Raw genomic sequence first — 12633 nt, 5'->3', positions numbered from 1 at the left:
GGAACCGGTCACCGATCCTGTGACAGCTTGTGCAGTTCCGCGAACAGGCCGCCCCGGTCGAGAAGTTCGTCGAACGTTCCCTCCTCCGCGATGCTGCCCCCGGCCAGCACGACGATGCGGTCGGCGACGCGGGTGTTGGTGAGGTTGTGCGTGACGAACACCGCGGTCCGGCCTTCGGCCAGCGCCTTGAAGCGGCTGATCACCCGGTGTTCGGCGCGCGGATCCATCGCGGAAGTGGGCTCGTCGAGGACCAGGACGCCGGCCTCCCGGTAGCAGGCGCGGGCGACGGCGAGGCGCTGCCACTGGCCACCCGAGAGGTCGTGCCCGCCCCAGAACGACTTGGCGAGCAGTGTGTCGAGACCGTTCGGCAGTCCGGCCAGCACACTGTCCGCGCCGGCCTCGCGGGCGGCGGCGTGCACGAGGCCGTCCCCGCCGCGGGCCTGGCCGAGCGTGATGTTCTCCCTCGCGGCCATCGGCCACTTGGTGTAGTCCTGGGGCACCAGTCCGACCCGCGACCAGACCGACTGCGGATCCGCCTGGGCCAGGTCGATGCCGTCCCAGCTGACCGTGCCGTGTGTGGGCAGGTAGAGGCCGGTGAGGAGGTGGGCGAGCGTCGTCTTGCCGGAACCGTTCTCACCCACCAGGGCGACGACTTCACCACTGCGCAGGGTGAGGCTGACCTCGCGTACGGCAAAGTCGTTCGGCGGGCTGCCGGGGTGCCGGTAGGACACCCGGTGGGCGCGGATCTCCCGAGGCCCTGCCGAGTCGATCGCCAGCGGTCCGCGCGTGGCACGCAGGGTGTCGGCGAGAGCCAGGAAGTCCCGCCAGTCCTGAAGGTGCAGCGAGGTGCGGAACAGGCGGGCGCCCGCCACCACCATGGAGTTGAGCGCGCCGGTCGAGGAGCGGACCGCGACCACGGCCGTGACGGCGACCGCGAGCGCGATGGTGCCGTTCATCGCCAGCAGCCCGACCGTGAGCCAGGTGAGAGTGAGCATGACGCCGGTCCCGGCCGCTCCGCCGAGCGTCACCAGCAGCACCCTGGGCGCGGCCGCCCGGTGCCTGGTCCTGATCCGCGTGGCGACCTGGGCGTACCACTGGCGCAGGAACGCGGCCATGGTGCCGGCCCTGACTTCGGCGGCCGTCCGGCGGTCCGTGCTGTGCTGGCGCAGGATGTAGCGCAGGCGGTTGTCGGCGAGGCTCGTGTGGGCGGTGTGGTGGGCGATACGGGCTGCGCCCAGCGCGGCGGCTCCCTTGGGAAGCATCGCGAGGATCAGCAGCGGCAGCAACAGGGGGTTCAGGAGGGTGAGGACGGTCGCCGCGGCCGTCAACTGCGCGACCGCTGAGATCAATTGCTGTGTGTCGGCGATCAGGTCCTGCGTGGCCATCGCCCCCAGCCCGGCCGCCTGGAGCGAGTCGTTGAACTCCGGCTGGTCGTACGCGGTCAGCTCGACCTCCGGGGTCTTGGCGAGGATGCGTTCCTCGGCGAGAGCGGTCACCTCCGGCCCCAGTTTCACCGCCGCGTACTGGGAGACCGCGTCCGACGCCGCCCGCGTCGCGGCCGCCCCCGCCGCGAGGAGCAGGGCAGGCACCGCGGCGTGCAGCCGCTCGGTGGCCTGGCCCTGCCCGACCAGCGCCCCGATCACCCGGGCGGTCGCTGCCAGGACCACCCCGGCGGCGGCAGCGGCGAGGAGCTGGGCCACCAGCAGTTGGAGGACCGCCCACCGGTCGGCGGCCCAGCTCAACCGGGCGGCGGCGGCGATCGTGGCGGGCAGCCGAGCCGCCATCTGCGGCAGGCCCGCCGCCGCGACGTGGTCGTGGTGCGGGTCGTCCCAGCCCAGGCGCAGTTCGGGCTGGTGGGCGGAGGTCGAGGGAGCATGGGTCGGCACCCGGGTCATCCTGCCGTCACTCCCGGTGCCGCACGGCGACACCGCACCTCTCCGGGCGCAGAAACCCCACGTGCGGATGACGGCGCCGCGCAGGGTTTCACACTCTCGGGAAGGGGCCCGGTGGAATCGGTCGGCCGAGAAAGGGGGCGAGCTTCTCCCAGCCCTCGCCCCCGCAGATGTCCAGTATCAGCAGATCCCGGGGGCGGCGGGCGAAGTGGCGCTGTACGCGGACGAGTTGCTCCTCGTAGACCCGAGCCAGTCGCACCCGGTCGAAGGTCTCCCCGCCGCAGATCCGCGTACGGAATCGATACGCCGCCTCCCTGTGGGCGGCCCGCTCGGCCGCGGGTGCCCCCGTCGGCCAGCCGGTGTCCCAGAGCCGCTCCACCGCGCGCAGCCAGCTCTCCTTCTCCCGTACGGTGAGGACGAACCGCGCCCCCGGATGCCGCACGTCCAGTGCCGTCAGGGACGGGAGTGCGAAGACGCTCGTCAGGCCGTCGTAGTGCCGCAGCGCCGGGAAGTCGCCGTCCCGGCGGCGCAGGGCCGCCAGGTCCGCAGCGCCCAGGGGGTAGTGGGCGAGGTCGAAACCGAGCCGGTGGAGGGCCTCGACCAGGCTCCTGGTCGCCGTACCGGGCAGGCCGAGGGAGAACACCTTGGGCCGGTCGCCGGCGGGGCCGAGGGTCTGCGGGGCGTGGGCCGCGGTCTTCCTGACCTCGGCCATGGTCAGCCGGGGGCGGTCGGGCAGGCGCAGTTCCCCGACCACGCGGGCCGCCAGTTCGGGCAGGCCGTCGAGGTACCGGCCGAGCGCCTGCGGGGTGACATCGGCGGGTATCACCGAGCGGCTGTGCCGTATCGCCTTTCTGGCGACCACGAAGTCCGGGTCGTCGCCCCAACGCCGTAGGGCCGACTCCAGTACCGCGCGTCCGCTCTCGGTACGGCTGCGCACCTCGCGCAGGGCGTACTTGGCGAAGAGGTCGTGGTAGTGCTGGAAGTGGTCGTGCAGGATGTGGAAGCCCTTCAGCTGTACGTCGGGCTGGAGGGCGCGGCGGGCGAGGTGCCGCCGGAAGGCCTCGGGCCGCAGCATCGGCCCGCGCCCTGCCGCCGGTGCCTCCGCTTCCACGTCCACCTCCCGCATGGCCCGGACCAGGTCGGTCCGGGTGATGTGCACCCCGCAGTGGACCCGGCCGCGGAACCGGTCGTGCACGAAGCAGTCGACGTACGCCAGGTCGTTGGCGTCGAGAAAGGGCCTCATGTCCTCGAGGATCAGGCAGTCGGCGTCGACGTGGACGACGTGCGAGGCGTCGCCGTGGTCGATGTGCACCTGGCGGTCCACGGCGCGGGCGAGCGGCCGGATGTTCTCGGCGATGTGAACCCGGCGTGGACGGATGTGCCGGATCGCGAGGCCGAGGGCGAGGCGGGTGGTGCGCTCACCGACCGTGCGGAGCACCAGGTCGACCGGGCGGCCCGCGGGGGGTGACCAGTCGCCGGGGAGGGTGCGGATCGCGCCGGTCACGGACGGTCCTGGGCGGGCGAGGGCCGGTTGACGTTCGGGAAGGGGCGGTCGGGGACCTCCCTGCCCAGGAAGGGGGCCAGGCGTTCATAGCCGTCGCCCCCGACGATGTCCAGGACGAGCAGGTCGTCGTCCCGGCCCGCGAAGTGGCGCAGCACCTGTTCGACGTGGCGGCGGTGGACGCGGGCGAAGCGCTCCGGGTTGAATTCGTGACACCCGTAGACGGCCGCACGCAGGAAGCGCTGCATGTCCGGATACCCTTCGCCGAGGTCGGTCTTGCTGTCCACCGGCCGTGTCCAGTGCGTCGCGCACGAGCGCAGCCAGTCCTGCTCCTCCCGGACCGTCAGGATGAATTTGGCTCCGGGCCAGTCGAGATCGAGTTCCTCGTAGTACGGGACCACGCTGATGTCGGTGATTCCGTCGTGGTCCGCCAGGAGCGGGAAGCGCCCGGTGCCGGCGAGCAGGGTCCGGTAGGTGGCGGGGTCGGAGGGGTAGTGCACGATGTCGAAACCCAGCGTGCGCAGCGCGGCGGTCAGCGAGCGGGTGCCGGTGCGCGAGAGGCCGATGCCGAAGACCTTGGGACGCGGAGGGGGGCGGCGCGGCGCCGCCGAGGGAATGCCGCCGGTCACGTGACGCCTCGCCACGGGGCTCGCGGGCGGGCGATGCCGGGCTCGGGCCGACGCGCCAGATCGATGACGGCCTGGTCGGCCATCGCCGCCAGGCCGTCGTCCAGTTCCGTGCGGGGCCGGTATCCGAACGCCCGTGCCGCCAGGGCGATGTCGGCCGCGGTGTGCCGGGCCTCGCCACGGCCGCTTGGTCGTGGCTCCAGGTGCACGGGGCCGACGAGGCGCTCGACGGCCGCGATGGTGTGCTTCATGGACACCGGGGCGTCACCGCCCAGGTTGGCCACGCCGGTGAAGGAGGAGCCGGCCGCGTCCCGCATCGCGGTGACGACGTCGTGCACGTAGGTGAAGTCGCGGATCTGCTCTCCGTTTCCGTAGAGCGGGAAGGACCCTCCGGTCAGGGCTGCCTCGATCAGGCGGGCCAGGGCCATGTCGGGCCTCTGCCGTGGGCCGTACACGCTGAACAGGCGCAGTGACACCGCGGGCAGGCCGAAGTTGATCCGATAGATCTCACACAGGTGTTCCGCCGACAGTTTGGTGACGCCGTACGGCGTGAGAGGCCTGGGGCACACCGACTCGCCCGTGGGAATGACCGGGGCGTCGCCGTACACGGAGGAGCTGGAGGCGTAGACGAACTTGCGCAGCGGCCGGTCCCTCACTGCTTCCAGGAGCCTTTGCGAGGCCAGGACGTTGCGACGGGCGTACAGCTCGAATTCCTCTCCCCACGACGGCCGTACGCCTGGTTGACCGGCCAGGTGGTACACGACGTCCGCTCCGTCGACGAGGGTTTCGAGAGGGGCTTCCAGCAGGTCCACCCGGTGGAAGGCGAAGGACGGGTGCGGGGTCAGGTCGCGCAGGTTCCGTTCCTTGCGGGCCGGGTCGTAGTAGTCGGTGAGCGAGTCGACGCCGAGGACGCTGTCGCCCGCCGTGAGCAGGTGGGCGCAGAGGTGCGAGCCGATGAAGCCGGCGGCGCCGGTCACCACGGCCCGCATCAGCGCCGCGACCCGGTCGTGTCGCTGAGCCCGGGCAGCACCCGGTCGGCCCGGATCCGCCAGGTGTGCCGGTCGTGGAGCTGCCGCCGCGCCTCGCCGCCCAGGGTGTCGCGCAGGTGCGCGTCACCGACGAGCCTCTTGACCGCGGCCGTCCACGCCTCGACGGAGTCCGGCGGGCAGAGCAGGCAGTTGACTCCGTCGGTCAGGATCTCCCGGAGTACGGGCAGGTCCGAGGCGATGACGGGCTTGCCGTAGGACATGTACTCGAACAGCTTCATCGGCGATACCCAGCGGCTGATCTCGCCCACGCCTCCGGCGCAGTACGTCCTGCGTTGGTAGGGCGCCAGGACGATGTCGAACGCCCGCTGGTAAGGGGCAAGTTCGGCGGGTGGGAGATGCCCGTGGAAGTGGACGTTGGAGCGTGTGGAGCGGCTCTGCCAGTGTGCGCGGTCGGCTGCGGTGCCGCCGACCAGGTGGAAGTCGGCCTCGGGTACGCGTGCGGCGAGTTCGAGGATGACGTCGGTGCCGCGCCCCGGGTACAGATGACCGACGTAGCCGACCTTCGGTGCCTCCGGGCGGCCCGGCAGGTCTGCCACCGGCCCGTCGGCCGGGGCGGGGTCGGCACAGTCATGAGCCGTCACCAGATCCGTCCGCCGCGACGAGTCGAGCTCCGGAAAGACACGGCGGTAGTCGTCGGCGAGCGCCTGGGACACGAAGACCACGCGGCGCAGGTTCCTTCTGCGGAACAGGACGCCTTCGATCCTCCGCACGATCCGCTGCGGCCACATGAGATGCGTCTCGTACACCAGAGGGGCCAGGCCCGACGAGACGAGCAGGGCGCGCAGGTCTCGTCCGTACAGCAGGTCGGGGGTGCCTCGCCGGCGCAGGTCGGCGCGGATCCGCCGGGCACGGATCCATACGCCGAGGCCAGGCAGCGCGGGCTGAGCGATGCTCCGCACCTCGAAACGGTTGCGGGTGCCGTAGTAGCGGTGCGCGTCACCGGCGGGCACGGTCCCCGGCAGCGCGTAGAGGACGACCTCGTGCCCCGCGTCGGTGAAGGCATCGCACATCCGCATGACATGGACGCCGTTCGCGTAGACGGAGGGGATGCTGCCGGAGTGCAGGTAGGCGATCCGCATGGCTGGGTGGGCCTCCGGGATGCTGGTGAGGGACCCCCATGCTCCGCAGCCGGGCGTCGGGGCACAATGCCCGCCACCGGGCGGCCGTGGCACACAGGGGCGCACAGCAGCGCACGGGCGGGCCCGGCCTCACTCTTGCCAGCCAGATTTGACGGGCCGACAGGGTCCATGGCGCCTCACGCGTCACATGCGCATCGCCAAGGGCCGGTCACCGGAACGCCGTTCGCCTGTTCCATGCCGTGGTGGGCGGGCCGGAGCACGGAAACCCCGGGCTGTCCGGTTCCCGCACCGGCCGTACGTCCGCCGATGGTGTGCCGTCCTGCCGTGCGGTACTTCTGATCGGGGCGTCACCCGACGCTTCCACCGGGCCAGCGAGCAGCCATGGAGGACATCGTGGAGCACGAGGACATCGAGCAGGTCACCGAGGAACTCCCCGAGTACGCGCTCATGATCGACATTCCGGACCAGGACTGAGCGGTCCGGACAGGTCGCACCCCGCCCGTTGTGCCGGTGCTCCTGCCGGCGAGGTTCGTTCCGTCGGAGGCCGGCAGTCCGGCGTAGGACGGGCCTTGCCGGCCACGGCACCGGCCCTTATCCCTGGATTCCTTACCCCTGGAGTGTCCTTGCCCCGGAGAGTCCTTGCATCGGACAGCCCTTGCCCCGGAGAGAGAGTGAACGCGTGGAGGTGAGCAGGTGCTGCGCGTAGCACCCGACACGCGGGAGGCGGTGCGGGATGAGGGAGCGGTCCATCGAGTGGTCTGTTCCGTCCTGACGGCGGCCGAACTCCCCGCCCCGCCGGAGACGCATCCCGCCGTGGTGGCGGCCGCGTTCACCCTTCAGACGGATCCGGGACCCGCTCCTTCGGCGATCTTGCGCAGAGTGCGTGACACCGAGGCCCGCGAGAGCCTGGCGCCCGCGGAGCCGTCCCCCCACCTCGTCCGTTCCGTGACCCGCGCACTGTCCGCGCTGCCCACCGGAGCGGACGCCGCCGGGGGCTCCCGCGTGGTGTCCTGGCAGCGACAGGACCGGGCCGTACTCGACGAGAGCGTCGCGCGACTGGCGGCAGCCTGGCCGCTGATGCTGAGTGAACTGCGTATCGGTGTGGCGCAAGTGGCTCTCTTGGAGGGCCCGGCGATCGACGGCTTCACCGACTTCGCCACCCATGGTGCGATCTACGTCAACCGGTCACGGCTGCGCACCAGTCCACGCGGGCTGCCCGGTCCTGTGCGGTGCGCGGAGGCACTGGTGCACGAAGGCACCCACACCCGCTGCAACGCCGCCCAACTGAGCACTCCGTTCCTCACCACGGCCGCGGACTCCGCGCGTCCCGTCAGCACTCCCCTGCGGGCCGATCCCCGGCCTATGGCGGGGCTGTTCCAGCAAATGGTCGTCCTGGCCCGGAGCAGCGTGCTCTACGCGCTGCTTCTCGGCGGCGACACCCCGGCCGCGGACGCGCTGGAGGCCCGCCGGGTCCTGCTGGCGGAGAGGGCGCGGCAGGCGATCGGCTCCCTGCGGGACCGCGCACCACTGCTCACCGGACACGGGCTGACCGTGCTGGAGGAGTGTGCCGCCCTGCTGAGGACCACCGCCGTCTGACCCGAGACCCGGAGCCACGCCGATGCCGCAGCCCCCAGCTCCCTCCGCGCCCACCACGTGGGAGCCCCAGGTCTTCGCGCCGTTCTCCGTCGAACCGGCGGTGCTCTTCGGGCGGGTCGCCGCCCGCAGCCCGCTGTTCGCCACCACGGACAGCGCCGGCGGCGACCACGTCCTGATCGGCAGCGCTTCGGGGGAACACCCCGACGACGTCGCCGTACGGGCCCGCGGCGAGCTGCTGGAGCGCCTGGGCAACGTGCTGGCGGCCCGCGCCGCCGAGAAATCCCCTGCTGTCCTCGCCGATCACACCGAACTGGTCCGGCGGGGCGCTCCCGCCCTGGACCCCGCGCCCTGGTCCGGCCCGGCCACCCGGACCGTGCGCCAACTCTGGGTCACCGGGCGCTCCCTGCTCTCCGGTTCGGAAGTACTGGTTCCGGCAGGTCTGGCCTTCCTGCAGCACCGCCCGCCCACCGGGTGCGCGGCGCCGGTCCGGGCCGGCTCCACGGGGCTCGCGGCCCACCCCGACCGGAGCACCGCGGTCGAGCACGCCGCATGGGAGACACTCGAACGCGATCTGCTCCGCCTGAGCTGGCAGGACCCGGCGCGGCATCCGCCCCGCCACCGCCCCGTACACGACGAACTCCCCCTCCCCCTGCGCCGCATATGCGAGCACCTCGGGCTGCGGGCGGCCGCCTTCACCCTGCCCGCGCCCGGCGCCCACGCCGTCGCGGTCTGTCTGCACACGCCCGAGCACGGTGAGCAGACCTTCGGTGCTCGTTGCGGACCTGCCGGGCAGGGTGCCGAGCTCATCGCCCGCGCGGCCTACGAGGCGCTCATGGTGCGCTGGAGCATGCGCACGTCGGCGGCCCGGCGGGTCCGCGGGCGGTCCCTGCCGGGCGGTACGCCGGTCTCCGCGGTCGAGCACGCGGTGTGGACGTATCTCGGCTGCCAGGACGCGATGGCGCGTTGGCTGCCGCACACCACGGCGGACCGGCTCCCGACAGGGCAGGGACTGGTGGACCGGCGCCCGACAGGGCAAGGACCTGTGAACCCCGTGCGCCTGCTCGCCGAGCACACCGGCCAGGACGTGATCGCGGTCGACACGACCCCCAGTTCGTTCGCCGCTTCCGGCCCGGCCGTCGTCCGGCTGATCGCCCCCGGCGCCCTGCCGCTGCCGTCCGTCTCCCCCACCGGCTCGCGCGTGCCGCCGCACCCCTTCGGCTGAACCACTCACAGAGGAGCAGCATGCCACCGAGTCCCGATTACGCCGTGGACCTGGCCGACCACTACGACGACTGGTTCACCCCGCCGACGGCCACCACCGACGCCACGGTGGCCCTGCTCGACCGGCTGGCATCGACCGCGCCGGAAGGACCCTTGCTCGAACTCGGCATCGGCACGGGACGGATAGCCCTTCCGCTCGCCGCACGCGGGCGCGAACTCCACGGCATCGACGCCGCGAAGGCCATGGTCGAACAGCTCCGCGCCAAGTCCGGGGGCGCCGAAATCGCCGTCAGCATCGGCGACTTCTCCGATGTGGAACACGAAGGCCGGTTCGCCGTGATCTACGTGGTCAACGGCACGTTCTTCGAGCTGACCTCCCAGGAAGCGCAGATCCACTGCCTGGCACGGGCCGCGGCGCGGTTGCTGCCGGGTGGGCTCTTCGTCCTGGACGCTCATCTGCCGGAGGTTCTGGCCGTCGGCGCCGGGGCCGGTTCCCAGCCTGTCCAGACAGCCAGCGGTGACCCGGTCACGCGGACGCGCCGGATCCACCCGGCGACGCAGCGCTACACCTCCGACTACAAGGTCGTCCACAACGGCGACGTCCGACACATCCGGGTGGCCTTCCGCTACGCATCGCCCGGCGAACTCGACTTGATGGCCGCCATGGCCGGCCTGCGACTGCGCGAACGGTTCGGCGGCTGGTCCGGCGTCCCGTTCACCGACAGCAGCAACTACCACGTCAGCGTGTACGAGCTGCCCGCGTGAGCGCCGCGGACCTGTCCGGTGGGCCGCGCGACCCGGAGGCGTACCTGCGCGACAACCGTGAACTGTGGCGCTTGTGGACGCCGTTGAAGGCCGCATCGGCCCAGTACGACCTGGCCGGTTTCCGGGTGGGCGGTTCCCGTATGCGCGCACTCGAGCGTGCCGAGGTCGGCGAGGTGCGCGGCCGCTCGCTGCTGCACCTGCAGTGCCATGTCGGCGTCGACACGCTCTCCTGGGCGCGGCTGGGTGCCCGGGTGACCGGTGTCGACTTCGCCGCCGAGGGCGTGGCGACGGCACGTTCCCTGGCCGCCGACATCGACCCGTCGGCGGTCTTCGTGGAGGCGGATGTCCTGGCGCTGCCCGACCATCTGGACGGCCGTTTCGACATCGTGTACACCTCCCACGGCGTGCTGGGCTGGCTGCCCGATCTGCGCCGCTGGGCCGAGGTCGTCGCCCACTTCCTCGCACCGGGCGGCTTCGTCTACGTCTTCGAGTCCCATCCCGCGGCCTGGATGCTCGACAACCGGCTCGACACTCCCGAATTGCGGCTCCGCTACTCGTACTTCGGTGAGCCAGCGCCTCTTGCCTTCGAGTACCGCAGTCCGACAGCGGTGCCGGGCCGGGAAGTGCCGGGAGTCGAATACGCCTGGGGGCACTCACTCGGCGAGATCGTCAGCACCCTCGCGTCCGCGGGACTGACCATCGAATTCCTCCACGAATGGCCCTTCGTGGCCTGGCGGATGCTTCCCTGCATGGTGGAGCACGACGACTATTGGTGGCGGCTGCCGGACGGGCTGCCGTCCATGCCCCTGTCCTTCTCTCTCCGTGCTTCCAAGCCGCCCGCCTGAAACAGCGTCTGAGACAGGGGAGAAGCAGCTTGCCCGCAGTGACCTCACACCGCTTCCTCGACGACCTCGACCTCCGCGACGTCCTCGACGGCCGGATGGTGGTCGTCCGGGGCGGTCTCGCACAGCTCACCTCCACGGACTCATGGACCCGAGCGGCCCTGGCGGCCGTCGCCTCCGCCGTCTCGCCGGAGGCCGCCGAGCAGGTGTCGGAACGAGGGCTGGAACACATCCACACCGTCGCCGACATCGATCGGCTGCGCGCCGTCCGCGACGACCTGGACCGTCGCCTCAGGCCCACCGCACGCCACCTGCTGCTGCGCTTCGCCGACCTGCTCCCGCCGCAACGCCGCAAGGTGTACGTCAGCGACCACTTGGGCGTGCGGATCATGCCCCCGAGGACCACTGTCCACGGCCGGGAAGAAGAAATGGGCGGGTACACCGGCTTCATGATCCCGACCGGCGCCCACGTGGATTCGTGGTTCAACACGGCCGTCAATTCCGTCAACCTGTGGATGGCCCTCAGCCGGGTCCGCCGGGACAACGGCCTGCTCATCTGGCCCGAGGCGTATCGGCGCCCCCTGCTCCACGACGGGGTACGGCTGCTCCCCGACCAGGCGGTCGGCGAACCGGTGGAGTTCGAGCTCGACGCAGGTGACCTGTTGCTCTTCGCGGGCGACCATCTTCATGCCACTCGTCCCAACAGCGGGCCGGAGACCCGGTGGGTGGTCACCAAGCGCGTCTGCCTCGGCCCGCCCCGCTACCACCCGCGCGCCACCGGCTGGGTTCCGTACCTCGACCCGCGGCTGCTCCACACACCGCTGCGCCCCCTGGCCCCCCTGCGGTCAGTTCTGACCGCGGGACGCGCCCGCCACCTCGTCCGACAGGTCCGCCTCGGTGGGGTGAGGGCCAGTGAACGCCGCGTACCCGACCCGCCCGAACCGCTGGGCCGAGCCGTCCGGCGCGAGCCGTAGCGCCTGGCCGTCCGGAGGACCGCCGATCAACAGATAGACGTTGTCGTCCCGGCCGATCCCGGTTCACTCCGGCCACTTCCACTCGATTCCATAGACACCCGGCGAGCAGTGCGCCGGCAGCAGGTGGGCCGTATGGAAGGCGTCCAGGGTCGAGCGGTGGCGGTGCTGGGGCTCGGCGCCGATCTGTTTGCGGTGGTAGCTCCAGCAACTGGCGGGGACAGCCAGGGGATGGAAGCGCACGTGCAGCAGATACGTGCGCAGCGGTGTGGTGACGCGGCGCTCGTGCTGGTGGGAGACGTCCGATGCGGACCGGAGCGTGTAGGCGACCACCGCTGTCTCGGTGCGGGCCAGCCGGCGTCCGAGGGGGATGTCGGCCGCCACACAGCCCAGCTCCGGCACGAAACGGATGCGCGGCGGCGGACCACCGGGAACGGTGAGGTCGACCGTCCCCGCCTTCGGGGAGTCGAGGAAGTGGACGACGGTCAAATGCCGGACACCGCCCCGGACGGCCTGCACCACGGTGACGATCGACGTCTCGTGGATGGAACGGTGCTCGTCCAGGCTCACGGTCTCGTGGATGGTCAAGGGCCGCAGACCCTCGTTGAAGTGCGGGAACGCGTCACCGAGGGCCTGTTCCACGTCCGAGTTCTCGCCGAGGACCTTGCGGGCGGCGGCCGGGTCGTGCGGCGGGGGCCCACCGCGCGGCCGGTGCGGGCCCAGCAGCGAGCGGAGGGTGCCGGTGGGCAGGTTGAGCAGCGGCTCCAGCGCGTCGACGGCGAGCAGGGACTGGGCTCTCTCCGGCTGGCTGCGACCGCGCTGCCAGTGGCTGAGGGTGGCGAGGCTGACGGTGATCTGCTGGGCCCGCAGGTGGTCGCGTATGCGTTCCAGCGGCAGGCCGCGCTGTTGCAGGGCCTGCCGGAACACGGTGGCGAACGTCGTGTCGGGCCCTTCGGCGTGGGGGTTGTTCGGCATGGCGTCTTTCAGCGGGCGGGAGGCACCATCGGCTCTTGGGTCGGTGGTCCCTCGCTCCGATGACGGCACGGCTCAACGGCGGTTTCAGGCCACACAGGCGACCAGGGGCCGCCCAC

The 12633-nt window shown here is 71.7% G+C and carries 11 protein-coding genes; 5 read left to right on the top strand and 6 right to left on the bottom strand.

Going from position 1 to position 12633, the window contains the following annotated elements; genetic code table 11:
• Window positions 1–8: 8 nt before the first annotated feature.
• From ACZ7LU_RS09785 to ACZ7LU_RS09765, 5 genes are all read right to left on the bottom strand, one after another.
• Window positions 9–1895: an ABC transporter ATP-binding protein gene (locus ACZ7LU_RS09785; protein WP_471916300.1), complete on the bottom strand. Its 1887-nt coding sequence runs from the start codon at window positions 1893–1895 to the stop codon at window positions 9–11.
• Window positions 1896–1983: 88 nt separating this feature from the next.
• Window positions 1984–3396, bottom strand: a complete 1413-nt coding sequence (locus ACZ7LU_RS09780) for a sulfotransferase (protein WP_471916299.1) — start codon at window positions 3394–3396, stop codon at window positions 1984–1986.
• Window positions 3393–4022, bottom strand: coding sequence for a sulfotransferase family protein (locus tag ACZ7LU_RS09775; RefSeq protein WP_471916298.1), 630 nt, complete (start codon window positions 4020–4022; stop codon window positions 3393–3395). The genes ACZ7LU_RS09780 and ACZ7LU_RS09775 overlap by 4 nt, the downstream gene beginning before the upstream one ends.
• Window positions 4019–5008: an NAD-dependent epimerase/dehydratase family protein gene (locus ACZ7LU_RS09770; protein ID WP_471916297.1), complete on the bottom strand. Its 990-nt coding sequence runs from the start codon at window positions 5006–5008 to the stop codon at window positions 4019–4021. The genes ACZ7LU_RS09775 and ACZ7LU_RS09770 overlap by 4 nt, the downstream gene beginning before the upstream one ends.
• Window positions 5008–6147 (bottom strand): glycosyltransferase family 4 protein, encoded by a 1140-nt coding sequence (locus ACZ7LU_RS09765; protein WP_471916296.1) that lies wholly within the window; start codon window positions 6145–6147, stop codon window positions 5008–5010. Before ACZ7LU_RS09765 ends, ACZ7LU_RS09770 begins: the two co-directional genes overlap by 1 nt.
• Before the next feature lie 693 nt (window positions 6148–6840).
• On the opposite strand from ACZ7LU_RS09765, the gene ACZ7LU_RS09760 reads away from it, so the two are divergent.
• Genes ACZ7LU_RS09760 through ACZ7LU_RS09740 form a run of 5 tightly spaced genes read left to right on the top strand, consistent with a single transcriptional unit; the run spans window position 6841 to window position 11545 of the window.
• On the top strand, window positions 6841–7743 hold the full coding sequence (locus ACZ7LU_RS09760; RefSeq protein ID WP_471916295.1) for an aKG-HExxH-type peptide beta-hydroxylase: 903 nt from the start codon (window positions 6841–6843) through the stop codon (window positions 7741–7743).
• Between the two features lie 22 nt (window positions 7744–7765).
• Window positions 7766–8965 (top strand): YcaO-like family protein, encoded by a 1200-nt coding sequence (locus ACZ7LU_RS09755; RefSeq protein WP_471916294.1) that lies wholly within the window; start codon window positions 7766–7768, stop codon window positions 8963–8965.
• Window positions 8966–8985: 20 nt separating this feature from the next.
• Complete coding sequence (locus ACZ7LU_RS09750; protein WP_471916293.1) at window positions 8986–9729, top strand: class I SAM-dependent DNA methyltransferase; 744 nt, start codon at window positions 8986–8988, stop codon at window positions 9727–9729.
• The gene (locus ACZ7LU_RS09745) at window positions 9726–10574 is read left to right on the top strand and encodes a class I SAM-dependent methyltransferase (protein ID WP_471916292.1); all 849 of its coding nucleotides are present in this window, start codon (window positions 9726–9728) and stop codon (window positions 10572–10574) included. The genes ACZ7LU_RS09750 and ACZ7LU_RS09745 overlap by 4 nt, the downstream gene beginning before the upstream one ends.
• Window positions 10575–10612: 38 nt before the next feature.
• Window positions 10613–11545 (top strand): phytanoyl-CoA dioxygenase family protein, encoded by a 933-nt coding sequence (locus ACZ7LU_RS09740; RefSeq protein ID WP_471916521.1) that lies wholly within the window; start codon window positions 10613–10615, stop codon window positions 11543–11545.
• Window positions 11546–11608: 63 nt separating this feature from the next.
• Here the strand turns inward: ACZ7LU_RS09740 and ACZ7LU_RS09735 are convergent, their stop codons facing one another.
• Window positions 11609–12517, bottom strand: a complete 909-nt coding sequence (locus ACZ7LU_RS09735; protein WP_471916291.1) for a hypothetical protein — start codon at window positions 12515–12517, stop codon at window positions 11609–11611.
• Window positions 12518–12633 lie beyond the last annotated feature (116 nt).

This window comes from Streptomyces sp. NPDC039462, assembly GCF_055639375.1.
Note: the sequence above shows the minus strand (reverse complement) of the source record. Positions and strands in the feature narration are given on the sequence as shown.

Excerpts from the sequence above, each read along its gene's own strand:
- ACZ7LU_RS09735 (WP_471916291.1), bottom strand. The coding sequence starts at position 12,517 with ATGCCGAACAACCCCCACGCCGAAGGGCCCGACACGACGTTCGCCACC.
- ACZ7LU_RS09750 (WP_471916293.1), top strand. The coding sequence starts at position 8,986 with ATGCCACCGAGTCCCGATTACGCCGTGGACCTGGCCGACCACTACGAC.
- ACZ7LU_RS09770 (WP_471916297.1), bottom strand. The coding sequence starts at position 5,008 with ATGCGGGCCGTGGTGACCGGCGCCGCCGGCTTCATCGGCTCGCACCTC.
- ACZ7LU_RS09765 (WP_471916296.1), bottom strand. The coding sequence starts at position 6,147 with ATGCGGATCGCCTACCTGCACTCCGGCAGCATCCCCTCCGTCTACGCG.
- ACZ7LU_RS09785 (WP_471916300.1), bottom strand. The coding sequence starts at position 1,895 with ATGACCCGGGTGCCGACCCATGCTCCCTCGACCTCCGCCCACCAGCCC.
- ACZ7LU_RS09755 (WP_471916294.1), top strand. The coding sequence starts at position 7,766 with ATGCCGCAGCCCCCAGCTCCCTCCGCGCCCACCACGTGGGAGCCCCAG.